Annotated in this window: 23 protein-coding genes and 1 riboswitch; of the genes, 6 read left to right on the plus strand and 17 right to left on the minus strand. The window is 71.2% G+C overall.

Annotated features, from left to right (window positions below; translation table 11 throughout):
- The first annotated feature begins 59 nt into the window (after nucleotides 1-59).
- The gene (locus tag ACNNMR_RS05405; RefSeq protein WP_419993361.1) at nucleotides 60-380 is read left to right on the plus strand and encodes a DMT family transporter; all 321 of its coding nucleotides are present in this window, start codon (nucleotides 60-62) and stop codon (nucleotides 378-380) included.
- Between the two features lie 26 nt (nucleotides 381-406).
- Here ACNNMR_RS05405 and ACNNMR_RS05410 read toward each other — a convergent pair whose 3' ends face one another.
- Together ACNNMR_RS05410 and ACNNMR_RS05415 are read right to left on the minus strand one after the other, a co-directional pair.
- On the minus strand, nucleotides 407-1588 hold the full coding sequence (locus ACNNMR_RS05410; RefSeq protein WP_419993362.1) for an acyl-CoA dehydrogenase: 1182 nt from the start codon (nucleotides 1586-1588) through the stop codon (nucleotides 407-409).
- Nucleotides 1589-1813: 225 nt separating this feature from the next.
- The gene (locus tag ACNNMR_RS05415) at nucleotides 1814-3175 is read right to left on the minus strand and encodes a peptidase C39 family protein (protein WP_419993363.1); all 1362 of its coding nucleotides are present in this window, start codon (nucleotides 3173-3175) and stop codon (nucleotides 1814-1816) included.
- A gap of 176 nt (nucleotides 3176-3351) precedes the next feature.
- Between ACNNMR_RS05415 and ACNNMR_RS05420 the strand changes: the two genes are divergently transcribed.
- Both ACNNMR_RS05420 and ACNNMR_RS05425 read left to right on the plus strand, forming a co-directional pair.
- Nucleotides 3352-3945 carry a uridine kinase family protein gene (locus tag ACNNMR_RS05420; protein WP_419993364.1) on the plus strand — a complete coding sequence of 198 codons (594 nt, stop codon included), beginning with the start codon at nucleotides 3352-3354 and terminating at the stop codon, nucleotides 3943-3945.
- A gap of 441 nt (nucleotides 3946-4386) precedes the next feature.
- Entirely contained in the window at nucleotides 4387-6282 is a 1896-nt protein-coding gene (locus ACNNMR_RS05425) for an AAA family ATPase (protein ID WP_419993365.1), read from the plus strand.
- 129 nt (nucleotides 6283-6411) lie between these two features.
- Here ACNNMR_RS05425 and ACNNMR_RS05430 read toward each other — a convergent pair whose 3' ends face one another.
- The 10 genes from ACNNMR_RS05430 to ribD all read right to left on the minus strand — a co-directional run bounded on the left by ACNNMR_RS05430 (nucleotide 6412) and on the right by ribD (nucleotide 14805).
- The gene (locus tag ACNNMR_RS05430; RefSeq protein WP_419993366.1) at nucleotides 6412-7518 is read right to left on the minus strand and encodes a hemolysin family protein; all 1107 of its coding nucleotides are present in this window, start codon (nucleotides 7516-7518) and stop codon (nucleotides 6412-6414) included.
- Nucleotides 7515-8849 (minus strand): hemolysin family protein, encoded by a 1335-nt coding sequence (locus ACNNMR_RS05435; protein WP_419993367.1) that lies wholly within the window; start codon nucleotides 8847-8849, stop codon nucleotides 7515-7517. Before ACNNMR_RS05435 ends, ACNNMR_RS05430 begins: the two co-directional genes overlap by 4 nt.
- A 116-nt stretch (nucleotides 8850-8965) precedes the next feature.
- On the minus strand, nucleotides 8966-9409 hold the full coding sequence (locus ACNNMR_RS05440) for a PH domain-containing protein (RefSeq protein WP_419993368.1): 444 nt from the start codon (nucleotides 9407-9409) through the stop codon (nucleotides 8966-8968).
- Nucleotides 9406-10254, minus strand: a complete 849-nt coding sequence (gene hisG / locus ACNNMR_RS05445) for an ATP phosphoribosyltransferase (RefSeq protein ID WP_419993369.1) — start codon at nucleotides 10252-10254, stop codon at nucleotides 9406-9408. Before hisG ends, ACNNMR_RS05440 begins: the two co-directional genes overlap by 4 nt.
- 47 nt (nucleotides 10255-10301) lie before the next feature.
- Nucleotides 10302-10574 (minus strand): phosphoribosyl-ATP diphosphatase, encoded by a 273-nt coding sequence (locus ACNNMR_RS05450; RefSeq protein WP_165237582.1) that lies wholly within the window; start codon nucleotides 10572-10574, stop codon nucleotides 10302-10304.
- A 34-nt stretch (nucleotides 10575-10608) separates the two neighbouring features.
- Nucleotides 10609-11094, minus strand: a complete 486-nt coding sequence (gene ribH, locus ACNNMR_RS05455) for a 6,7-dimethyl-8-ribityllumazine synthase (protein WP_419993370.1) — start codon at nucleotides 11092-11094, stop codon at nucleotides 10609-10611.
- A gap of 31 nt (nucleotides 11095-11125) precedes the next feature.
- Entirely contained in the window at nucleotides 11126-12445 is a 1320-nt protein-coding gene (locus ACNNMR_RS05460) for a bifunctional 3,4-dihydroxy-2-butanone-4-phosphate synthase/GTP cyclohydrolase II (protein WP_419993371.1), read from the minus strand.
- Entirely contained in the window at nucleotides 12442-13113 is a 672-nt protein-coding gene (locus tag ACNNMR_RS05465) for a nicotinamide mononucleotide transporter family protein (RefSeq protein ID WP_419993372.1), read from the minus strand. Before ACNNMR_RS05465 ends, ACNNMR_RS05460 begins: the two co-directional genes overlap by 4 nt.
- Entirely contained in the window at nucleotides 13110-13718 is a 609-nt protein-coding gene (locus tag ACNNMR_RS05470; protein WP_419993373.1) for a riboflavin synthase, read from the minus strand. The genes ACNNMR_RS05465 and ACNNMR_RS05470 overlap by 4 nt, the downstream gene beginning before the upstream one ends.
- Before the next feature lies 1 nt (nucleotide 13719).
- Nucleotides 13720-14805, minus strand: coding sequence for a bifunctional diaminohydroxyphosphoribosylaminopyrimidine deaminase/5-amino-6-(5-phosphoribosylamino)uracil reductase RibD (ribD, locus tag ACNNMR_RS05475; protein ID WP_420000269.1), 1086 nt, complete (start codon nucleotides 14803-14805; stop codon nucleotides 13720-13722).
- A gap of 189 nt (nucleotides 14806-14994) precedes the next feature.
- Nucleotides 14995-15125, minus strand: a riboswitch (FMN riboswitch).
- A gap of 169 nt (nucleotides 15126-15294) precedes the next feature.
- Between ribD and ACNNMR_RS05480 the strand changes: the two genes are divergently transcribed.
- On the plus strand, nucleotides 15295-15996 hold the full coding sequence (locus tag ACNNMR_RS05480; protein WP_419993374.1) for a DUF5995 family protein: 702 nt from the start codon (nucleotides 15295-15297) through the stop codon (nucleotides 15994-15996).
- A gap of 8 nt (nucleotides 15997-16004) precedes the next feature.
- Here ACNNMR_RS05480 and ACNNMR_RS05485 read toward each other — a convergent pair whose 3' ends face one another.
- From ACNNMR_RS05485 to ACNNMR_RS05495, 3 genes are all read right to left on the minus strand, one after another.
- Nucleotides 16005-17711: a flavin monoamine oxidase family protein gene (locus tag ACNNMR_RS05485; RefSeq protein WP_419993375.1), complete on the minus strand. Its 1707-nt coding sequence runs from the start codon at nucleotides 17709-17711 to the stop codon at nucleotides 16005-16007.
- Between the two features lie 52 nt (nucleotides 17712-17763).
- The gene (locus tag ACNNMR_RS05490) at nucleotides 17764-18546 is read right to left on the minus strand and encodes a carbon-nitrogen hydrolase family protein (protein WP_419993376.1); all 783 of its coding nucleotides are present in this window, start codon (nucleotides 18544-18546) and stop codon (nucleotides 17764-17766) included.
- A gap of 133 nt (nucleotides 18547-18679) precedes the next feature.
- Complete coding sequence (locus ACNNMR_RS05495) at nucleotides 18680-19132, minus strand: Lrp/AsnC family transcriptional regulator (protein WP_419993377.1); 453 nt, start codon at nucleotides 19130-19132, stop codon at nucleotides 18680-18682.
- Between the two features lie 56 nt (nucleotides 19133-19188).
- Between ACNNMR_RS05495 and ACNNMR_RS05500 the strand changes: the two genes are divergently transcribed.
- Nucleotides 19189-19677 carry a glutathione peroxidase gene (locus ACNNMR_RS05500; RefSeq protein WP_419993378.1) on the plus strand — a complete coding sequence of 163 codons (489 nt, stop codon included), beginning with the start codon at nucleotides 19189-19191 and terminating at the stop codon, nucleotides 19675-19677.
- A gap of 86 nt (nucleotides 19678-19763) precedes the next feature.
- Here the strand turns inward: ACNNMR_RS05500 and ACNNMR_RS05505 are convergent, their stop codons facing one another.
- On the minus strand, nucleotides 19764-21212 hold the full coding sequence (locus ACNNMR_RS05505) for a GuaB1 family IMP dehydrogenase-related protein (RefSeq protein WP_420000270.1): 1449 nt from the start codon (nucleotides 21210-21212) through the stop codon (nucleotides 19764-19766).
- A gap of 132 nt (nucleotides 21213-21344) precedes the next feature.
- Nucleotides 21345-22841 (minus strand): LVIVD repeat-containing protein, encoded by a 1497-nt coding sequence (locus tag ACNNMR_RS05510; RefSeq protein ID WP_419993379.1) that lies wholly within the window; start codon nucleotides 22839-22841, stop codon nucleotides 21345-21347.
- A 104-nt stretch (nucleotides 22842-22945) separates the two neighbouring features.
- On the opposite strand from ACNNMR_RS05510, the gene ACNNMR_RS05515 reads away from it, so the two are divergent.
- Nucleotides 22946-23614: a DUF305 domain-containing protein gene (locus ACNNMR_RS05515; protein ID WP_419993380.1), complete on the plus strand. Its 669-nt coding sequence runs from the start codon at nucleotides 22946-22948 to the stop codon at nucleotides 23612-23614.
- Nucleotides 23615-23698: the final 84 nt, after the last annotated feature.

A 23698-nucleotide genomic window follows, 5' to 3' on the forward strand; every position in this document is an offset into this window, starting at 1 on the left:
GTTAAAGCGGCCAGGCAAGTGGACACCACGTCCACTTAAAGCAGCTACGGAGGCACCCCATGGCATGGCTCACCCTGCTCGCCGCCGGCATCGTCGAGGTCGTCTGGGCGCAGAGCATCAAGCCCACGAACGGCTTCACCCGCCTCTGGCCGACCGTCGTCAGCATCCTGCTGGGCGGCGCAGCGGTCTATCTCCTCGCCCGCGCCATGCGCGACCTGCCGGTCGGCACGGCCTACGCGGTCTTCACCGGCATCGGCACCATAGGCGCGATAGCGCTCGGCGTGCTGATCCAGCACGACCCGCTGTCGTACGGCCGGATCGGCGCTCTCGTCCTCATCGTCGCGGGCCTGGCGCTCGCCCGGCTGACGGCGGCGCACTGATGGCGCCGCCGCTCGCCCACAGGCCGTCAGCGCGTCTCGGGGCCCGCCAGGTGCCGGGCCACGACCACCCGCTGGATCTGGTTCGTGCCCTCGACGATCTGCAGCATCTTCGCCTCGCGCATGTACCGCTCGGCGGGGAAGTCGGCGGTGTAGCCGTAGCCACCGAGGACCTGCACCGCGTCCGTGGTGATCCGCATCGCGGCATCGGTGCAGAAGAGCTTGGCCATGGCGGCCTGCTTGGCGAACGGCTTGCCGGCGTCCCGCCGCCGGGCCGCGGCCAGGTACAGGGCGCGTCCGGCCTCGATCTGCGTCGCCATGTCGGCGAGCATGAAGCGCAGCCCCTGGAAGTCCGCGATCGGCCGGCCGAACTGCTCGCGCCCGGCCGCGTACCGGAGCGCCTCGTCCAGCGCCGCCTGGGCGAGGCCGACGGCGCAGGCCGCGATGCCGAGCCGCCCGGAGTCGAGGGCGGACAGGGCGATCGCGAAGCCCTGCCCCTCGTCGCCGATCCGGCGGCCGGCGGGGACGCGGACGCCGTCGAAGTGCACCTGGGCGGTGGGCGAGCCCTTCAGGCCCATCTTCCGCTCGGGCGCCGCGGCTGAGACCCCGTCGGCGTCCCCCGGCACCAGGAAAGCGCTGATGCCGCGGGCGCCGGGGCCGCCGGTGCGGGCGAGGACGGTGTAGAAGTCGGCGACGCCGCCATGGGTGATCCAGGCCTTGGTGCCGTCGATGACCCAGTCGTCGCCGTCCCGTACGGCCTTGGTGCGCAGGGCGGCGGCGTCCGAGCCGGCCGCGGGCTCGGAGAGGCAGTACGCGCCGAGCAGGCCGCCACCGAGCATGTCGGGGAGGTGGTCGGCCTTCTGCTCCTTGGTGCCGTAGCCGGCGAGGGCGTGGCAGGCGAGGGAGTGGACCGAGACGCCGAGGCCGACGGTGAGGCGGGCCGCGGCCAGCTCCTCCAGCACCTGGAGGTAGACCTCGTAGGGCTGCTCGCCGCCGCCGAACTCCTCCGGATACGGCAGCCCGAGCAGCCCGGCCTGGGAGAGCAGGCGGAAGAGTTCGCGGGGAAAGCGGCCGGCGTCCTCCTCGGCGGTCGCGCTGGGGCTGATCTCACGCTGGACCAGCTCACGCACGAGATTCAGCAGATCGCGGGATTCCTCGGTGGGCAGCTCACGCTCCACCGGCTGCGGGCCGTACGAGCCGAGGTCAGACATGGGCGGCGCTCCTCTCCCTGTCGGGCGCGTCGTCTGCGGACACCGCCCTGGATGGGGGCGGCGCCTGCGCTTGTGGTCCCCGACGATCTTCCCTTCCCGGGTCGCGGGAATGGGGGCAATTCGACTGGGACGGATGGAGTATGCCCGATCGGAGGAGGCCCGTCACGGCAAGGTGGCGGGCATCACGTCGGCAATTGCGGCGGCATTACGTCGGCAATTACGGCGTCAGCGGATGCCGACCGCCGCCAGCGCCACCCGCTGGGCGGCGGTGGCCTTCACCGGCCACAGGACGTACGCGACGCCGCCCGTGCCGGACTTGACCTTGCCGTCGGCGTCGTAGCGCTTCGTGCGCAGCCAGACGTTCTCGAATTGCCTCCGCTTGTAGACGTTGCGGACGGCGTCGTTGCTGTCGCTGGCCGGGTCGTTGGAGACGACGTCGCCGTCCTTGGTGAAGCCGACGATGCACATCAGGTGGCCGGCGGTGCCGTAGCCGGCGCCGTCCAGGTCGGCGGAGATGAAGGACTGGGAGGTGATCACCGGGAGGCCGGCGTACGTGAGGATCTCGATGTCGGTGAGCGAGCCGAGGCGGGTGACGACGCCGTTCATGCCGTCGTACGTGGCCGCGTACGCCGTGTTGAACGGCCAGTTGCCGCAGCCGTCGTACTGGTAGTCGAAGGTGTAGCGGGCCGCGTGGTCGACCTCGGGGTCGGCGTACGACGGGTCCACCCAGGAGGTCTGCTCCTTGGTCGGCAGGTGCCCGAACCAGGCCAGCGCCATCGTCGTGGACGTCGGGCTGCACCAGGCCTCGCCGCCGCCGTCGTACTCGGGGTACTCGCCTTCGTGGATGTTCTGCGAGTAGCGCGGCACCCGCAGCTCGCGCAGCAGCTTCGGCGAGGAGGCCGGGACCTCGAAGCGGTCCGGCACGTCGGAGGCCATCGCCCCGACCCGCCACACCAGCGGCGAGGCCTTGCTGCCCGCGCGGCGATAGAGGGTCACCCGCAGCTGGTAGTCGACCAGGCGCAGGCCTGTCGAGGCGTCGTCAATGGCGAAGGTGTCGGTCCAGATGCTCGCCTTGTCGTCCGTCTGGTCGTCGACCGAGGTACGGCGGATGTCCGTATCGCCGTCGCCTGCCGTCCAGCGGCCCATGATGAACCAGGGCGTCTTCGTGCCGTCGCTGTAGCTCCCCTTCAGGTCGACCTGCAGCCAGGTGCCGGCCGGGGTGCGCGCATTCCAGGAGGCGACGACCTCCGTGGCGGGTACGCCGGGCTTGTGCACCGGGGAGGTCCACGTGGCGTACTCGTAATCCGCCTTCTTGCTGGTGTGCGGGTCCTTGTACTGGAGCGTGCCGACCGGCCTGGCGATGGCGATGCCCGGGCGGGAGCCGGTCACGACCCGGGTGCCGTCGGCCTTGCCGCTGTACCAGGCGGGGGCGGTCGACCAGCCGCGGTAGTCGGCCAGGGGGTTGCGGGCGGGTCTGGTCCCGCTGGTCCGCGAGGAGGCGAGCGCCGACGGGGCGGCGGTGGCCGCACCGGCCGCGGCCGCCAGCGCGGCGGCGAGGACGGTACGCCGGGAGGCGGAGTTGGCCATGGGAGTCTCCAGTCTGATGCGCGGGGAAACAGCAGGTGCACGACAGGCCATAACTATTGCCCGGCGGGAGCCTGTTGAACCAGCCGTAGAAGGGCGCGAATCGGCATCGATATCGGTCTAGACCAGTGGCGTGACCTGGGGTGCAGCCGGTGGCCCCGGCCCGTAGGCTGGCGGCGATGGACACCGAGGAGGACCCGCTCGCGCGGCTCGCGGCGAAGGTGCGCGCGCTGCCGCCCTCGTGCGGCCCGGTCCGCCTGGTCGCGGTGGACGGGCACGCAGGGTCAGGCAAGTCCACCTTTGCGGACCGGCTCGCGGCCGCCCTCGGCGGCGCGCCCGTGCTGCACCTGGACGACCTCGCCACTCACGAGGAGCACTTCGGCTGGACCGGGCGGCTGCGGCGTCAGGTGCTCGAGCCCTTCGAGCGCGGCGAGCCGGCGCGGTACGGCGTATACGACTGGCACCGCCGCGCCTTCGGCGAGATCCGCGAGCTGCCGGCCGCGGACGTCGTGCTCGTCGAAGGCGTCGGCGCGGGGCGGCGGGCGCTGCGGCCGCGGCTGGCGCTGCTGCTGTGGATGGAGTATGAGCAGCACGCCGCCTGGGAGCGCGGAAGGCAGCGCGACGGGGCGGAGCAACACCCCTTCTGGGAGGCGTGGATGCCGGGCGAGCGGCGGCACTTCGCGGGCGATCCGTCCCGTCCGTACGCTGATCTCCTGGTCTTTCAGGAGGAGTCCGGATACCGCACCGTCCCCGGTCCTGCGGCTGCCGCGTAAAAACGGACGATGAAGTTCACTCTGCGTGAACGGCCGCTCCCGTCGTGCTGTGTACCCACGTTGCACCGCACATATGTCCGCACCCGGGCCTCAACTCGGCTTGACCGAGGGCCCGTACAGGTCTTACGTTCTGAATGTGCGGGCTTTCGGGTCCGCCACACATCGCGGAGCCCCCGGTTGTTCCCCCGTGACCGGGGGCTCCGTTCTGCCTGCAGGTCGTATCGCGGCAGCGCGACGGCACGGTTTCGTCACCCTGGGTCACTTTCCGGGCCGGCGGGACCGCTGTCCCGGCGGCTACCGCACCCTACGGCCGCGCCGCCGACGCAGGTACGATGCGACTTAGTCGGAGCCTTGGGGCAACTCCCCCATCCCACAAGGCTGTTCGGCTCGATGCCCCCTGTCCGCAGGTGGCTCGGGCCCGTACCCCGGAGGACTCGGGTGATGGATCGCGATCCGCAGGGCGGCTCGCAGGCCCCGGCCGATCTCGCCTGGCTGCGCGGCGTCGACGCGTACACCGTGGGCGCCTATGCGCGGGCGGAGGAGGAATTCCGCACGGCGGTGCGGCTCGACGGCGGCATGGCGGACGCCTGGCTGGGCCTGCACGCCCTGCGCGCCGACACCACCACGGCGCTGCTGCGGATGTACCGCCACCGCGACCGCTTCGGCGAGCAGCGCGCCCGGCACGACCGGCCGCTCAACTCCTGGTACTGGCTGGGCTGGTGGGTGCAGCCGGTCCTCGACACCCAGCGCGACCTGCTGCTCGCGCACGCCTCCCACTGGCTCGACGGCCGCCATGTCGCCGAGCTCGACCGGGCGCTGGCCGACTGCCCGCCCGTCGACACCGACCCGCAGGTGCGCTTCCTGCACGCCTGCCGCGCCTACCTGGTCAAGGACTGGGAGCAGCTGGTCCGGCACACCTCACCGCTCACCGCCGACCCGCTGCTCGGCATCGAGGCCAGCCTCTTCGGCGGCATGGCGCGGGTGCGGCTCGAGATGTACGGGCAGGCCGCGCCGCTGCTCGCGCAGGCGCTGATGCGCTGCCGCAGCGAGCAGCCGCAGCGCAAGGAGCTGCGCTACTGGCTGGCCCGCGCGTACGAGGGCACCGGCCGCTCCCCCGCCGCGCTGCCGCTCTACCGCGCCGTGCACCGCGTCGACCCGGCCTTCATGGACACCGCCGCCCGCCTCACCGCGATCGCCGAGGGCGACGGCTCCGACGCGGCGGCCGGCCTCCCGGCGGTCACCCTGGCCGGCACCGGCGCCGACGCGCTGCCGCTCGACGTGCCCGGCCCGCTGGACATACCGGAGCCCGCGGGCGACTCCGCGGGCACCATCGACGACGGCGCCGGTCTCCAGGGCCCGGAGCCCGGGGCTCCCGTGGACGCCGACGCCGTACGCGAACGGGCGCTGCTCTCCGGCGCCGCCGCGGCCACCGAGCCGCCGGCCGGCCCGTCCGACCCGGCGATGCTCGCCGAAGCGCTCGCCGAACTGGACCGGATGGTGGGCCTGGAGCCGGTCAAGCGCCAGGTGAAGGCGCTGTCGGCACAGCTGAATATGGCCCGGCTGCGGGCCGGTCAGGGCCTGCCCGTACAGCCCCCGAAGCGGCACTTCGTCTTCTCCGGCCCTTCGGGTACGGGCAAGACGACCGTCGCCCGGATCCTCGGCCGGGTCTTCTACGCCCTCGGGCTGCTCGGCAGCGACCACCTGGTGGAGGCCGGACGGGCCGACATGGTGGGCGAGTTCCTCGGCCAGACGGCCGTGAAGGCCAATGAGCTGATCGACTCGGCGCTGGGCGGGGTTCTCTTCATCGACGAGGCGTACTCGCTGGCGGGCGTCGGCTATTCGAAGGGCGACGCGTATGGCGACGAGGCGCTGCAGGTGCTCCTGAAGCGCGCCGAGGACAACCGCGACCGCCTGGTCGTCATCCTCGCCGGCTACCCGGAGGGCATGGACCGCCTCATCGCCGCCAACCCGGGCCTCGGCTCCCGCTTCACGTCCCGCGTCGACTTCCCCAGCTACCGGCCGCTGGAGCTCGCCGCGATCGGCGAGTCGCTCGCCGGGGGGCACGGCGACGTATGGGACGAGGAGTCCCTGGAGGAGCTGCGCAGCATCTGCGCGCACGTGGTCGACCAGGGCTGGATCGATGAGCTGGGCAACGGGCGCTTCCTGCGCACCCTGTACGAGAAGAGCTGCGCTTACCGCGACCTGCGACTGTCCGGGTATCCGGCCACGCCGACGCGGGACGATCTGGCGACGCTGCGGCTGCCGGATCTGATGCAGGCGTACGGGGAGATCCTGTCGGGCCGGGGGCCGGAGGACGGCCCGCTGCCGCTCGGCTGACGGCGCGCTGGTCCTGCTTCGGTGCGAGGCGCATCGGCGGGCGGCGGAAACGTCCGGGCCCACCCGTCCCGCCATGCGGGACGCCTGCCCCCGAGAGACGAGAGACAGGGCGGGTGGGCGGGTGGGTACTTACCCCACCCCCGCGACCTCCTCCGCCGCCTGCGGCGAGCGCTCGGCCGCGGGCTGGCGGGGCAGCGTGCCCGGCTCGTCCCGGTGCGACGGATCGCGGACCTCGCCCACCAGCATCTCCAGGACGTCCTCCAGGGCCACGAGCCCGCGCACCCGCCCGTCCCCGTCGGCCACCGCCGCAAGGTGCGAGCCCGAGGCGCGCATCGCCGCCAAGGCGTCGTCCAGCGGCAGGCCATCCCGAAGCACCGTCATCGGGCGCCAGATGTGCTGCGGGACCGGCTGCTCCGCGTCCTCGGCCTCCAGCACGTCCTTTACGTGCAGGTAGCCCATGACCGCGCCCCCAGGCCCGCGCACCGGGAAGCGCGAGAACCCGGTGCGTACGGTCAGCTCCTCCACCTGCCGCGGAGTGACCGACGGGTCGACGGTGACCAGCGCGTCCGGAGCGAGCAGCACCTCGGTCACCGGGCGGCTGCCCAGCTCCAGGGCGTCCTCCAGGCGCTCCTGCTCGCCCGGGTCGAGCAGCCCCGCCTCGCGGGAGTCGGCCACCAGGTCGGTCAGCTGCTCCTGGGTGAAGACGGCCTCCACCTCGTCCTTGGCCTCGACCCTGAAGACCTTCAGCACCAGCCGCGCGCACGCGGCCAGGAACGCGGTCGCGGGCCGCACGAGCCGCGCGAAGGCGACCAGCCCCGGCGCCAGCCAGATCGCGGTCTTCTCCGGCGCCGCCATGGCCAGGTTCTTCGGCACCATCTCGCCGATCACCAGATGCAGGCAGACGACCGCCACCAGCGCCACGACGTACGTGAGCGGATGGATCAGCGCATCCGGCAGATGCACGGCGTGGAAGACCGGCTCCAGCAGCCGCGCCACCGTCGGCTCGGCGACCGCACCCAGCGTCAGCGAGCAGATGGTGATGCCGAACTGCGCGGCGGCCATCATCTGCGGCAGATGCTCAAGCCCGTACAACACCCGCCGCGCCCGCGAGGACCCCGCCGCGGCAAGCGGCTCGACCTGGCTCCGCCGCACCGACACCAGCGCGAACTCGGCGCCCACGAAGAAGCCGTTGGCCAGCACCAGCAGGCCCGCGAAGATCAGTTGCAGCACGCTCATCCGACCCGCTCCCGTGCCCGTACGGTACGGACCACCCGCACCAGCTCCGCCCGGTGATGCCCGACCTGCCGCACCACCAGCCGCCAGCCGTCCACACCCGCCATGTCGCCGGGCACGGGGATGCGGCCCAGCAGATCGGCCACCAGCCCGGCGACCGTTTCGTACGGACCCTCCGGCACATCGAGGCCGATCCGCCGCAGCGTGTCCGTACGGCAGCTGCCGTCCGCGTCCCAGGCGGGCGAGCCGTCCGGCTCGGCCGCGGCGGCGCGCAGGTCGGGGATGCCCTCGGCCTCGCGGTCGTGCTCGTCGCGGACCTCGCCGACGAGCTCCTCGACGATGTCCTCCAAGGTGACGACCCCTGCCGTGCCGCCGTATTCGTCGACGACGACGGCTATCGGCTGCGACTTGCGCAGCAGCTCCAGAAGCGGCTGCACGGGCAGCGTCTCCGGTACGAGCACGGGCTGCACGGCGAACCGGCCGACGGGGACGCGCAGCCGGTCGTGGGCCGGGACGGCGAGGGCGTCCTTGAGGTGGACCATGCCGACGACCTCGTCGATCCGCTCGCGGTAGACGGGGAAGCGGGAGAGGCCGGTGGCGCGGGTGAGGTTGAGGACGTCCTGGGCGGTGGCCTCGGACTGCAGGGCGTTGACGCGTACCCGCGGCGTCATCACGTGCTGGGCGGTCAGATGGCCCAGGGACAGCGTCCGTACGAAAAGGTCTGCCGTGTCCGCCTCGATCGCGCCCGCGAGGGCCGAGTGCCGGGCGAGGGAGACCAGCTCGGCGGGGGTGCGGGCGGAGGCGAGTTCGTCGGCGGGCTCGACGCCGAGGAGGCGGACGAGGCGGTTGGCGGCGGCGTTGAGGCCGGCGATGAGGGGGCGGAAGAAGCTGGCGAAGAGCGCCTGCGGGCCGGCCACGAAGCGGGCCACCTGCATTGGTCTGGACACCGCCCAGTTCTTCGGCACCAGCTCACCGATCACCATCTGCACGGCGGAGGCGATCAGCACGCCGAGGGTGATGGCTATGCCTGGCACGGCACCCTCGGGCACCCCTATGGCGGTCAGCGGGCCGCGCAGCAGCCGGCCGAGGGCGGGCTCGGCGAGCATGCCGGTCACCAGCGAGGTGATGGTGATCCCGAGCTGGGTGCCGGAGAGCTGGAACGACAGCTGGCGGAGCGAGGCCACGACGCGTCCGGCGCGCCGGTCACCGCCCGCGGCGGCCCGCTCGGCCTGCGCACGCTCGACGGTGACGAGGCCGAACTCGGCCGCGACGAAGAACCCGTTCGCGAGGATCAGCGCGAACGCGGCCGCGAGCAGAAGCAGTGCTTCGGTCATCTCGCCGCCCCCGGATCGGGGGCGGCGCCGGTACTACAGGACGATCCGTCCATCGGCTTGCGGGGGTCACTCCTCTAGTAGCTGGGGGGCTGCTGCCCACCAGAGTAGCGACTGGATCAGCCGGTGTGGGAGGCCGAGCCGTGCCGTTCCACGAGGGCGCGCAGGCGGGTGGCGTCGGCGATGGCCTGCTGTTTGGCGATGCCCGGCTGGATGCCCATGGCGGGCATCGAGGTGCCGTCGGCGAGGTCGAGGTGGACCCAGGGGTCGCCCTGGCGGAGGTTCACCCGGACGATTTCCGGCCATTCCAGGTGGCGCACGGTCGTGAGGTTGGTGACCGTGACGCCGGTCGCGTCGGCCGTCACCTTGGGGCGGCTGAGCAGCAGCGAGCCGGCGAGGAAGAGCAGCCCTGTGATGACGAAGCTGGCCCGCTCACCGGGGCCGAGGCCGCTGAGTACCAGCCCGTTCGCGACGACGGCGGCGCACATCACCACGCCGAGGGTGATCAGCACGGCGCGGGTGCGCCGCGGCCGGAAGCTGACCGGCAGGTCGGCGGCGGTCACAGGCGGCAGGCGTGGATCTGGGTGGTCAGGATCGCGCGGGCGCCGAGCTCGTACAGCTCGTCCATGATCCGCTGCGCCTCCTTGGTCGGCACCATGGAGCGGACGGCGACCCAGCCCTCGTGGTGCAGCGGCGACACGGTCGGCGACTCCAGGCCCGGGGTCAGCGCGACGGCCCGCTCCAGGTGCTCGGCGCGGATGTCGTAATCCATCATCACGTAGCTCCGCGCCACCAGCACGCCCTGCAGGCGGCGCAGGAACTGCTGCACCTTGGGCTCCTCGCCGTCGGCGCCGCTGCGCCGGATCACCGCGGCCTCGGAGCGCATGATCGGCTCGCCGAAGACCTCGAGCCCGGCATTCCGCAGCGAGGTGCCGGTCTCGACCACATCGGCGATCACGTCGGCCACACCGAGCTCGATCGCGGTCTCGACGGCCCCGTCCAGGTGCACGACGGTGGCCTCGACGCCGTGCTCGGCGAGGTGCTTGGCGACGATGCCCTCGTACGTGGTGGCGATCGTCTTGCCCTTCAGGTCCTCGATCGAGGACGCCGTGCCGGGCTTGGCGGCGAAGCGGAACGTGGAGCGGGCGAAGCCCAGCGGCAGGATCACCTCGGCGTCGGCGGCGGAGTCGACCAGGAGGTCCTCGCCGGTGATGCCGATGTCGAGGCGGCCGGTCGCGACGTAGATCGCGATGTCCTTCGGACGCAGGTAGAAGAACTCCACCTCGTTGTCCGGATCGACCGCGACGAGCTCCTTGGACTCCTTGCGCTGCGCATAGCCGGCCTCATGGAGCATCTCCGCCGCAGGTCCGGAGAGTGAACCCTTGTTGGGGACGGCGATGCGCAGCATGAGTCGGCTTCCTTCGGTGTCGTACGGGGGCGGGCTGGGCGCTGGGCTCAGAGGTGGGCGTAGACGTCGTCCAGGGACAGGCCCTTGGCGACCATCATCACCTGCAGGTGGTAGAGGAGTTGGGAGATCTCCTCGGCCGTGCGGTCGGCGCCCTCGTGCTCGGCGGCCATCCACACCTCGGCCGCCTCCTCCACGACCTTCTTGCCGATGGAATGCACGCCCTGCTCCACGAGCTGGGCGGTACGGGAGGTCGCGGGGTCGCCTTCGGCGGCCTTCTTCTGGAGCTCGGTGAAGAGCTCCTCGAACGTCTTGTTGGCCATGGTGAGGTCAAGTTTACGCGGGCCGGCGCCCGGCTCAGCGCCAGGGCTCCGCCAGCGAGCGTACCGAGGCGGCCGTGGCGACGGCGGCGGTGACCGCCTCGTGCCCCTTGTCCTCGGCCGAGCCCGGCAGCCCGGCGCGGTCCAGGGCCTGCTCCTCGGTGTCGCAGGTCAGCACGCCGAAGCCGATCGGCACGCCAGTGTCGACGGAGACCTGGGTGAGGCCGTTGGTCACGCCCTGGCAGACGTACTCGAAGTGCGGGGTGCCGCCGCGGATGACGACGCCGAGGGCCACGACCGCGTCATAGCCGCGGTCGGCGAGCCGCTTGGCGACCACCGGCAGCTCGAAGCTGCCCGGCACCCGCAGCAGCGTCGGCTCGACGATGCCGAGCTCGCGCAGGGCGCGCAGCGCGCCCTCGACGAGGCCGTCCATCACCTTGTCGTGCCACTGCGCGGCCACGACGGCGACCCGCAGGTCCTCGCAGTTCTCAACGGTCAGTTCCGGGGCACCCTTGCCGCTCACGCGCTTCTCCCTCGAGTGTTCGCTGTGTTCGTTACTGATTGCCGCAGACCGCGACGCGCTCGGCGTCCAGCCACGGCAGGTCGTGTCCCATACGGTCCCGCTTGGTGACGAGATACCGCAGATTGTGCTCGCCCGCGCGCACCGGCATCGGCTCCCGCGCGGTGACGGTCAGGCCGTGCTTCTCCAGGGCGGTGACCTTGTCGGGGTTGTTCGTCAGCAGCATCACGGAGCCGACGCCCAGATCGGTGAGGATCTCCGCGCCTGCCGCGTAGTCGCGGGCGTCGGCGGGGAGGCCGAGCTCCAGGTTGGCGTCGAGGGTGTCGCGGCCGCGCTCCTGCAGCTCGTACGCGCGCAGCTTCGACAGCAGGCCGATGCCGCGGCCCTCGTGCCCGCGCAAGTAGACGACGACCCCGCGGCCCTCCGCGGCGATGCGGCGCAGCGACTCGTCCAGCTGCGGGCCGCAGTCGCAGCGCTGCGAGCCGAAGACGTCGCCGGTGAGGCACTCGGAGTGCATCCGTACGAGAACGTCCTCGCCGCCGGACAGGTCCCCCGTGGCGAGGGCGATGTGCTCGACGCCGTCGGCGGAGCGGTAGCCGTACGCGCGGAAGGCGCCGTGCCGGGTGGGCAGCCGGGTCTCGGCCTCGCGCCGCACCTGCGGCTCGGGCTCCGGCGCGGGGGTGGGCGCGGGCGCCCCCTCCGTGCGCCGCCGGTACTCGATCAGATCGGCGATGGAGATGATCGCCAGGCCGTGCTGCCGGGCGAACGGCACCAGCTGCGGCAGCCGCAGCATGCTGCCGTCATCGCCCGCGATCTCGCAGATCGCGCCCGCCGGCCGCAGCCCGGCCAGCCGGGCCAGGTCCACCGCGGCCTCGGTGTGCCCGTCCCGTACGAGCACGCCGCCGTCGCGGGCGCGCAGCGGGAAGATGTGCCCGGGCCGTACGAAGTCGTCGGTGGCCGACGCCGGGTCGGCGAGGAGGCGCAGGGTGGTGGCCCGGTCCGAGGCGGAGATGCCGGTGGTGACGCCGTGCTCGGGCGCGGCATCCACCGTGACGGTGAAGGCGGTGCGCATCGACTCGGTGTTCTGCTCCACCATCTGCCCGAGGCTCAGCCGGTCCAGCTCGGCGCCCGTCATGGGCGCGCAGATCATGCCGCGGCACTCGCGCATCATGAAGGCGATGGTCTGCGGGGTGATCAGCTCGGCCGCGGCGATGAGGTCGCCCTCGTTCTCCCGGTCCTCGTCGTCCACGACGACGACCGGGCGCCCGGCGGCGATCTCCTCGATGGCGCGCTCGACTGGGTCGAGGGTGAGGTCCTCGGCCTGGTCTGCGTACCAGGTCTGCACTGCGGTCATGCCGCGGCTCCTTCCAGGGTGGGCCGTGCCGGGGTGATGCGGGTGCGCTGCCACCAGGAGGCGAGGCCACACAGCACCAGGACGAGGTAGACGACGTAGACCAGACCGGAGAAGGCCAGGCCGGAGGAGAAGGCGAGCGGCACGCCGACGAGGTCGACCAGCAGCCACGCGAACCAGAACTCGACGAGCCCGCGGGCCTGCGCGTACATGGCGACGAGGGTGCCGACGAATATGTACGCGTCCGGCCAGGGGTTCCAGGACAGCGAGGGGATGGCGCTGAAGAGCCCGCCGACGACGAGGGTGCCGACCGCGGCCATGACGGCCAGCAGCCCGCGCTCGCGCCAGGTGGCGAAGCGTACGGCGATCTTCGCGGCGTCACCGCCGTCCTGCGCGCTCTCCTTGCGCCCGGTCTGCCAGGCCCGCCAGCCCCATACGGCCACGCCGATGATCAGCAGCTGCTTGCCGACACCGCCGCTGAGCTGCGCGGAGGCGTACGCGACGACGAGGATGACGCCGGAGGCGAACTGCACCGGCCAGGTCCACAGCGAGCGCTGCCAGCCGAGGGCGAGGGCTATCAGGCCGAGGGTGTTGCCGATGATGTCGGACCAGATGAGGTGCTGTCCGAAGGCCGTGAAGGCGTCGCCTTCGAGCCAGTCGATGACGTTCACTTGACGGCTCCGGTCGCTCCGCTGGTGAGCAGCCGCTCGACGTACTTCGCGATGACGTCGACCTCGAGGTTGACCGGGTCGCCCGGCTCCTTCACGCCGAGGGTGGTCAGGGCGAGGGTGGTCGGGATGAGGCTGATGGTGAAGTAGTCGGGCCCGGCGTCCACGACGGTGAGGCTGACGCCGTCGACGGTGATGGAGCCCTTCTCGACGACGTAACGGGTCAGATCAGCCGGCAGGGCGATCTTGACGATCTCCCAGTTGTCGGAGGTCTTGCGCTCGATGATGCCGCCGGTGCCGTCCACATGCCCCTGGACGATGTGCCCGCCGAGGCGCGCGCCGACCGCGGTGGGCCGCTCCAGGTTGACCCGGGAGCCGGTGCGGAGGGCGCCGAGGCTGGACCGGTTGAGGGTCTCGGCCATGACGTCGGCGGTGAACTCGTCGCCCTCGTGGTCCACGACGGTCAGGCAGACGCCGTTGACGGCGATCGAGTCGCCGTGCTTGGCGCCCTCGGTGACGACGGGGCCGCGGAGCCGGAAGCGGGCGGCGTCACCGAGCTCTTCGACGGCGACGACCTCGCCCAGCTCCTCAACGATTCCGGTGAACACGTCAGTTCTCCTTGGTGGCGGGGACGGTGGCGGTGGCGGGGACGGCAGTAATACGGAAGTCGGGTCCGATGCGCTCGACGTTGGTCACGTCGAGGCGCAACGCCTCGCTGATCGTGCTGATTCCGGCGTCACCGAGCGCGGCGGGCCCGGCCCCGAGCAGGACAGGGGCGAGATAGCCGGTGACCTCGTCCACCACACCGGCGGCGAGGAACGCGCCGGCGAGCGTGGGCCCGCCCTCGAGGAGGACGGAGCGCACGCCGCGCTCGTGGAGAGCGGCGAGGAGCTCGGGGATCGCGAGGCCGCCGGTGGCGGCGCGGGGGATCCGGTGGACCTCGGCGTGGCCGTCGAGGTGGGCGGTGTCGGCGTCGGGGGCGACGGCGATGAGGGTGGGCGCGGCGTCGTCGAGGACGCGGGCGCCGGGCTTGACGGCGGTGGCGTTGGTGTCGACGACGACGCGGAGGGGCTGGGCGGTGTCCTCGCGGTTTCGTACGGCGAGGTGCGGGTCGTCGGTACGGGCCGTACCGGACCCGGCGACGACCGCGTCTGCCTCGGCCCGCAGCCGGTGCACGTCGGCGCGGGACTCGGCGGAGGTGATCCAGCGGCTGGTGCCGTCGGCGGCGGCGCTGCGGCCGTCGAGACCGGCGGCGTACTTCCAGCGCACGAAGGGGCGGCCGGTCCGTACGGAGGTCAGCCAGGCGCGATTGCCGGCGGCGGCCTCGTCGGCGAGCAGCCCGCCTTCGACGTCGACGCCGGCCGCGGCGAGGGTGGCGGCGCCGCCGGCGGCGCCCGGGTTCGGGTCGGCGACGGCGTAGACGACGCGGGTGACGCCGGCGTCGATGAGGGCCTGGGCGCAGGGGCCGGTGCGACCGGTGTGATTGCAGGGCTCGAGGGTGACGACGGCGGTGCCACCGCGGGCGCGCTCTCCGGCATCGGCGAGCGCGTGGACCTCGGCGTGCGGGCCGCCGGCGCGTTGGTGGTATCCCTCGCCGACGATACGGCCGTCCGGGTCGAGCATGACGCAGCCGACGACAGGGTTCGGGCTGGTGGCGCCGAGGGCGCGGGCGGCCAGTGCGATGGCGCGGCGCATCGCTGGGGCTTCGGCTGCTGCGGGGGCCACCGGGTCCTCCTGCCTGCTACGGGCAGAGACTCCGGGGCTGTCGACGTACGACAGATATACGGAACGCGGCGACCCGGGACGGGGCCTTGCTGACGGGCTGCACCCGCTCGTCTGCGACGGAGCGAGGCGCCTGGCGCGGCACCGCACCGGCGGCATCCCGCGCGCACTGCCTCCCATCCGGACTTTAACCGTCGGTCCAGGAATTTCACCTGGTCAACCGGCCGCTGGCTGCGGACGGGTCGCGGACTGTAACCGCCGGTTCGGACTTTCACCGACCCCGGAGTGCGCTGCGATTGTCACTGGTACGCCATCCAGTCTGCCACGACGCTGCGCCGGCGAATCCCCAATGTGCGCCGTATCACGCCCCGCACCTCCCCCCAGGAGCTACGGCCGGGTGGGCGGGGTATTCGCTCCTGCGGGTGATGACCTGCCGCCGCGGGGCCTGCCAAGGTTGGGCGTATGACGCCACGGGAACGTCTCGCCGACGCGCCGCCCGCCGTAGGCGCCATCGTGGAGCGGATGCGTGCGCTGCGTGCTGCGCTGCCCGAGCGCGATGGGGTTGCGGTGTTCAACGATCTCTATCTGTCCGTGACGGAAGAGGTCGAGCGCCGGCTCGCCCGCGGCGGATACTTCGCCGACCCCGACGCCACCGCACATCTGTGCGCCCGCTTCGCCGAGCGCTTCCTCGACGCCGTCGCGGACGCTTCGGCAGGGCGCCGCACCCGCGCCTGCTGGCGCCCGCTCATCCTCGCCAGGCAGCATCGCGGGGTCGCCCCCGTCCAGTTCGCCCTCGCCGGGATCAACGCCCACGTGGGCCATGATCTGCCGCTGGCCGTCGTGGACACCTGCGAGGAGCGCGACCTCCACCCCAGCGACATCGCCGCCGACTATCACCGCGTCGGCGACCTCCTCGAGTCCCTCGAGGACCGCATCCGCGACGACCTCATGCCAGGCCCCGACGCCCTCGACGTCGCCGACCCCCTCACCCACCTCGCCGGCTCCTGGAGCCTCGACCGCGCCCGCGAAGGCGCCTGGTCCGCGGCCAGAGTGCGCTGGCGGCTCCGCGAACTCCCCGAGATGGCCGAGGAATTCGACCAGCGCCTCGACCAGTCGATCGGCCTCGTCTCGCGCTGCCTGCTGGTCCCCCTCGACCGGAGCTGATCCAGCGCCTAATCCTCCGGCAGCTCCACCGGCGCGATATCGTCAAAGACATCCCCGGGCCCAGGATTCCCCTCATCCGTAGCCCCGCCAAAGTGGTGCATCACTCCCCACACAGCGTTCAACGCCGTCTGGATCGCCCCCTCTGCCCACCCCGCCGTCCACGAGATGTCGTCCCCCGCCAGGAACAGCCCCCGCTTGTCCGCCGGCAGCCGATCCTGCATGAAGTGCGTGAACAGCCGCCGCTGATACCGGTAGTGCCCAGGCAGATTCGCCTTGAAAGCACCCATGAAATACGGCTCGTTCTCCCACGACACCGTCACCGGATTCCCGATGATGTGCTTCCTGATGTCCACCTTCGGATAGATCTCGCCGAGCGACTTCAGCATCACCTCCATCCGCTCCGAAGCAGACAGCGGCAGCCACTTCAGGCTGTCATCGCACCACGTGTACGACAGGCAGATCACCGCCGGCTTGTCCGGTCCGTCGTCCAGCAGGTAAGTCCCCCGGGTCATCCGGTCCGTCAACGTCATCGACATGACATCACGCCCCGTCACCTCGTCCTTGTCCAGCCAGAACGGCCGGTCCACCGGAACGAACAGCTTCGACGACTCCATGTAATGCGTCCGCTCGACCGCCGTCCAGTGGTCGATCGGCAGCAGTTCGTCATCGCAGTCGATCTTCGACAGCAGCATCCACGACTGCGCCGTGAAGATCGCGGCACGGTACGTACGGATATCCCCGCCCGCATCCGTGACCGTGATCCGATTCCCCGCCGTCCGATGCATCCGCGTCACCGCCGGCCGCGGCGCACCCCCCGCATGCAGCGCCGCCAGCGACGTCCCCTGCGCCCAGTGCACGATCTTCTCCGGCTCCCGCTCCCACAGTCGCAGCGGCAGCTGCTGGCTGCCGCCCACGATGCCGCGGTGGTGGTCGTCGGCCTCCGTGTAGACGACCCGCAGGATCTCCAGAATTGAATTCGGGAAGTCGGTGTCCCAGCCCCCCGTACCGAATCCGACCTGCCCGAATATCTCCCGGTGCCGGAAGGACTTGAAGGCCTCGGAGTCGCAGAGGTAGCCGTAGAAGGTCTGGTTGTCCAGCTTCTCCACCAGCCGGCCCCAGATCTCGCGGATACGCGGCACATCGCGCTCCCGGATCGCCTGGTTCATGTCGGAGAAGTCGGCGCCCTCCTCCAGGCAGGCATTCCAGGCCGCCGCCACATCGCGGTAGACCTGCGGCAGATCCTCAATGGTCTCCGCGTAGTGTGACTCGCCCTTCAGATCAACCACCGTCGACGGGGTGTCCGGCGCCAGCGGATTCGGGAACGGCTTGGTCTCCAGTCCCACCAGATCGATGTAGTGCTGCAGCGCAGTCGACGACGGCGGAAAGCGCATCGCGCCCATTTCCGCGGTCAGTTCGGGGTCGCAGCCCGCAAAACCCTCCGTACGCAGCCGCCCCCCAATCCGATCGGCCTCGTACACCACCGGCTTCAGGCCCATCTTCATCAGCTCGTACGCCGCCACGATCCCGGAAAGACCGCCCCCGATGACGGCGACCTCGGCCCCGTGCTCGGTCGCGGGTATCTGCCCCAACCCGGCCGGATGCGCGAGCTGATCGTCGTACGCGAAGGGGAAGTCGGGGCCGAACATGGTGATCGGCTTGGCGGCGGTCTCGTCTTCGCTGGTGGCGTGGACGGCGGTGGGCACCGTGGACGTCATCGGCGCGGGTCTCCTTGCGGGAAAAGGGTGGTGGTGCGGGCAGGTTCAGCGTTCAGCGGTAGAGCTCGGGCCGGCGGTCCGCCAGGTAGGTGTTCTCGGCCCGAGAGGCGCCCAGCAGCTCCGGATCGACCTCGGCCAGGATCAGATCCTCGCCACCATGGCCCGCGCGGGCGCGCACGGTGCCGTCAGGCGCGGCCAGGCAGCTCAGCCCCGCGAAGTCGTAGTCGCCCTCGCGCCCGCAGCGATTCGCGTACGCCACGTACACCTGGCTCTCCCAGGCGCGCGTCGGCACGACGGCGTTGGCGACGATCTCGTACGGGCGCATCAGCGCGGTCGGCACGAGCAGCAGCTCGGTCCCGGCCAGCGCATGCGCCCGTACGGCCTCGGGGAACTCGACGTCGTAGCAGATCAGCAGGCCGACGCGGATTCCGTCGACGTCGGCCTGGACGACCAGGTCCGCGCCGGCGGCGAAGGTCTTCTTCTCGAAGTCGCCGAAGAGGTGGGTCTTGCGGTAGTTCGCGAGCGCGGCGCCGTGCGGGCCGATGAGCTGGACGGCGTTGTACGTGGCGCCGCCGGGGCCCGCCTCGGGGTAGCCGTACGCGATCGCCAGGCCGTGCTCGGCGGCGATGCGGGCGACGGCGTGCGCGCCGGGGCCCTGGGCGGGCTCGGCGAGCGGGGCCGGGTCGGTGGCGTAGCCGGTCAGGTACAGCTCGGAGGTGACCAGCAGCCGGGCGCCGCCCGCGGCCGCGCGGTGGGCGGCGGCGTCGAGGGCGCGCAGGGCGGCCTGGGTGGAGGCGGGCACGCCGGGAGGCCCCTGGTGCAGCGCGATGCGCACCACCGCTCACCTCCCCTGCCGGACGCCTGACGCAACAGATTCGAAGGTACGTAGTCGGCCCGGCGGCCAGCAAGGAGCATCTTTTGCGCGCTGACCAGCGATTCGTTGCGCAATGCGGGCGTACGACGGAGATCTATTGCGCGGGTGCCGCGTACCGGCGCAGCAATGGCGACAGCACCATCACGGACTTCGTCCGCTCCACGAACTCCAGGCCCGCGATCTTCTCCAGCACCCGCTCGAAATGCCGCACGTCGGAGGCGAAGACCTGCACCACGGCATCGGCCTCCCCCGTCACCGTCGACGCGGTAGCCACTTCGGGGAAGCGGGCCAGGGCGTCGTGGATGTCCTCGGGCGAGGTCTTGCCGCGGCAGTACACCTCGACCAGCGCCTCCGTGGACCACCCCAGCGCCGCCGGGTCGACCTGCACGGTGAAGCCGATGATCGCGCCGCTGTCCCGCAGCCGGTCCACCCGCCGCTTGACCGCGGGGGCGGAGAGGCCGACCTCGGCGCCGATGTCGGCGTACGAGCGGCGGGCGTCCTCGGCGAGGACGCGCACGATCCGCTCGTCGAGATCGTCTAGTCGCATACGGGCAGTAGAACACGCCCGTGAACCGGCCGCGGCGCGGGACTACGGTGGGTGCCATGAGCATCTACGACATCCCCCTCAACACCCTCACCGGTGACGCCTCCTCGCTCGCCCCGTTCAAGGGCAAGGCGGTCCTGGCGGTCAACGTCGCCTCGAAGTGCGGCCTCACCCCGCAGTACGCCGGCCTGGAGCGGCTGCAGGAGCAGTACGCGGACCGGGGCTTCACGGTGGCCGGCTTCCCGTGCAACCAGTTCGGCGGCCAGGAGCCGGGCACGTCGGAGGAGATCGCCACCTTCTGCTCCGCGACGTACGGCGTCACCTTCCCGATGTTCGAAAAGCTCGACGTCAACGGCCCGGAGCGGCACCCGCTCTACCAGGAGCTGACGCAGACCGCGGACGCCGACGGCGAGGCCGGCGACATCCAGTGGAACTTCGAGAAGTTCCTCATCGACGGCAACGGCCAGGTCGTCGCCCGCATCCGCCCGCGCACCGAGCCGGAGGACCCGTCCGTCATCGCGGCGATCGAGGCCGCGCTGCCCCGCTGACGCCCGCCACCGCTCAGCCCTCGGGCGCGGGAAGAGCGCGAACGGCCCCGGTTCCCGAAACGGGAACCGGGGCCGTCTTCAGCGGCCTACTGCCAGCTCGCGTGCAGCGGCTTGCCCTCCGCGTAGCCCGCGGCGCTCTGCACGCCGACGACGGACTTCTCGCGGAATTCGGGGATGCTGCCCGCGCCCGCGTACGTGAACGACGACCGCACCCCCGCGATGATCGAGTCGATCAGGTCCTCGACGCCGGGCCGGGCCGGGTCGAGGAACATCCGCGATGTGGAGATGCCCTCCTCGAAGAGCGCCTTGCGGGCGCGGTCGTAGGCGGACTCGTCGGAGGTCCGGTTGCGCACGGCACGCGCCGAGGCCATGCCGAAGGACTCCTTGTAGAGCCGGCCGTCGGCGGCCTGCTGGAGATCGCCGGGTGATTCGTACGTACCGGCGAACCACGAGCCGATCATGACGTTGGACGCACCGGCCGCCAGCGCCATCGCGACGTCGCGCGGGTGCCGTACGCCACCGTCCGCCCACACGTGCTTGCCGTGCTTACGGGCCTCCTCGGCGCACTCCAGCACCGCGGAGAACTGCGGGCGGCCCACGCCGGTCATCATGCGCGTGGTGCACATGGCGCCGGGTCCGACGCCGACCTTGACGATGTCGGCGCCGGCCTCGATGAGGTCGCGGACGCCGTCGGCGGCGACGACGTTGCCGGCCACGATCGGCACCTGCGGGTCGAGGGCGCGCACGGCCTTCAGCGCGGCGATCATCGACTCCTGGTGGCCGTGGGCGGTGTCGACGACCAGGGTGTCGACGCCGGCGTCGAGCAGCACCTTGGCGCGGCCCGCCACGTCGCCGTTGATGCCGACGGCGGCGGCGATGCGCAGCTTGCCGCGGTCGTCGGTGGCGGGCGTGTAGAGGGTGGCGCGCAGGGCGCCCTTGCGGTTGAGGATGCCGACGAGCCGGCCGTCCGCGTCCACGGCGGGGGCGAGCTTGCGGTGGGCGGCGTCGAGGCGGTTGAAGGCCTCGCGCGGATCCACGTCGGCGTCGAGGAGCATCAGCTCGCGGGACATGACCTCCGACAGCTGCGTGAAGCGGTCCACGCCGCTCAGGTCGCTCTCGGTGACGATCCCGACGGGCTTGCCGTCCTGCACCACCACACCCGCGCCGTGCGCCCGCTTGGGCAGCAGCTGCAGCGCGTCGGCGACGGTGCTGTGCGGGTCGAGGACGATCGGGGTGTCGAGGACGTGGTGGCGCCCCTTCACCCAGGAGACGACCTCGGTGACCACATCGAGGGGGATGTCCTGCGGGATGACGACGAGGCCGCCGCGGCGGGCCACGGTTTCGGCCATACGGCGTCCGGCGATGGCCGTCATATTGGCGACGACCAGCGGAATGGTGGTGCCGGTCCCGTCCGGGGTGGACAGATCCACGCCCTGGCGGGAGCCGACCGCGGAGCGGCTCGGCACCATGAACACATCGTCGTACGTGAGGTCGTACGGCGGCTTCGAGTCATTGAGGAAACGCACGTACTTCAGTGTCCCATGCCGCACGGCATGCGGCCTGACGGACAAAGCTCCAGGTCGGGGCGGGTGCGGGTGGTGTGATCCCACAGGCCCCGCCGGGCGGCGGGGCCTGTGGGCGCCGGCTCAGAGCTCAGTGCTCAGTGCTCAGTCGAAGTAATCCGGCTGCGTCTGCACATTCAGCTCATGCAGGCGGACGCGCTTGGCCGGGTCCGTACGCCTGTCGCTCAGCTTCAGGACGTCGAAGCCCTTGGCCATGTCGTTGGAGTAGATGTAGCCGTTGTAGTAGTACGCCGACCAGGAACCGCCGCCCACCAGGGTGTCCGCGGAGATCGGGCCGCGCTCGAAGTAGGCGATCTCCTTCGGCTTGGTGGAGTTGGTGAAGTCCCAGACCGAGACGCCGCCCTGATACCAGGCCTGGACCATGATGTCCTTGCCCTTGACCGGGATCAGCGAGCCGTTGTGGGCCACGCAGTTCTCGGTGTCGGCCTGGTGGCGGTCGATCTTGTAGTAGGAGCGGAAGACGAGCTTGCGCTTGTCGCCCTTGCCGGTGATGTCGTAGATGCCGTCGGCGCCGCGGTTCGGCCCGATGGCCTCGTTGCAGGTGGCCGCGCCGCCGCCGCCGAGCTCATCGGTGAAGACGACCTTGTTGGCGCGCTGGTTGAAGGTCGCCGAGTGCCAGAAGGCGAAGTTGACGTTGTCCTGGACCTGGTCGATGACCTTCGGTCGCTCGGGGTTCTTGATGTCGAAGAGGATGCCGTCGCCCATGCAGGCGCCCGCCGCGAGGTCCTTGGAGGGCAGCACGGTGATGTCGTGGCAGCCGGTGGTCTTGGAGACGCCCGGGTTGGTGGGCGCACCGGGGTTTCCGCCGCCGTCCTCGCCTTCACCGGGGAAGAGCACCGGGAAGTTCACGACCGCGGCCTTGTCGGGCGCCTTGCGCGGGACCTTGATGACCGAGATGCCGTCGTGCGGGGGCTGGCAGTCGGGGAAGGTCGCGCTCGGCGAGTAGGAGGAGACGTAGACGTAGACGTTCTTGCGCTCCGGGACCAGCGAGTGGGTGTGGGAGCCGCAGGCGGTCTCGACGGCGGCGACGTACTTCGGGTTCGCCTTGTCGCTGATGTCGAAGACCTTCATGCCCTCCCACGAGGACTTCTCGGTCGCCGGCTGCGTGGTGCTGGCGCACGAGTCGTCGCTGCGGGAGGAGTCCGTGGACAGGAAGAGCAGGTTCCCGGAGACCGAGATGTCGTTCTGCGAGCCCGGGCACAGGACCTGAGCGACGGTCTTGGGCGCCTTCGGGTTGCTGATGTCGAAGACCCGGAAGCCGTCGTAGTTGCCCGCGAAGGCGTACTTGCCCTGGAAGGCGAGGTCCGAATTGGTCCCGCCGAGGGCGTCCTTGGGGATGTTGGTGAGGTGCTCGATGTTGTCCGAGTGGACGACCTCGTCCGGCGCCGGTATGTCGCCGTCCGCGATCTGCTTCTTGACCTTTGCGGTCGTGCTGCTCGAAACGTCCTTGTCGTTCGCCGGCTTGTCACCGGGGTCAGGCGTCGCACCGGCCGGACCCGCGGTCAGGAGGGTGACCACGAGTCCCGCCACGGCTGTCATGACTCCGAGGCGTCTGCGCCGTGCTCGGGGGTCGCTGCTCATCGACACTACGTCCTCCCTAATCGCCGTTCGTAGTCGAACGGTTCATGGACACCCGCAGTATCGTCCTTGCCATGCACATCCCAACAGATGGCAACGCACTTGTAATGAACGTTGTACGCACCCGCCGCAGACCGCGGCGCTCCAGCACCCTCGGCCTGACGGCCTGCCTCGCCGCCGCGGCCCTGGCCCTGGCGGGCTGCACCTCGGACGGGGACGACAAGTCCGCTGCCAAGGACGGGCCTTCGGTGATCGCGCCCGGCAAGCCCGGCGAGGAGGCCGAAACCCTCTCCCCCAAGGACGCGGCCAAGCAGGGCGACGACGACTCGCCCAACTCCGCGGACTTCGACTACGTACGGATGATGATCGAGCACCACACCCAGGCGCTCACCATGACCAAGCTCGCGCCGAAACAGGCCGGCGGGAAACAGGTGAAGCGGCTCGCGAAGCGGATCGCGGCGGCGCAGCGGCCGGAGATCGGCGCGATGGAGGGATGGCAGAAGCGCAACGGCGGCGACAAGCGGGCCGGCGGCGGACACGGGGACCACGCGATGCCCGGCATGGCCACCGACGCTCAGCTCAAGGACCTGCGTGCGGCCAAGGGCAAGGCCTTCGACAAGCTCTTCCTGAAGCTGATGATCACGCACCACCAGGGCGCCGTGACGATGGCCACGGATGTGCTCGCCCAGGGCAACAACGTGCAGGTGGAGGACATGGCGACCGACGTCATCGCCCAGCAGACCGCCGAGATCAACCGGATGCGCGGGATGCCCTGATCCGTACGGGACGGGCCGCCGGGCACCCATCCCGCTCCGATTCCACTCCGACGAGGGATCTCGCTCCCGTTTTCCCTGCCCCCG

Source organism: Streptomyces boninensis, assembly GCF_048572725.1.
Classification (GTDB): Bacteria; Actinomycetota; Actinomycetes; order Streptomycetales; family Streptomycetaceae; genus Streptomyces; species Streptomyces boninensis.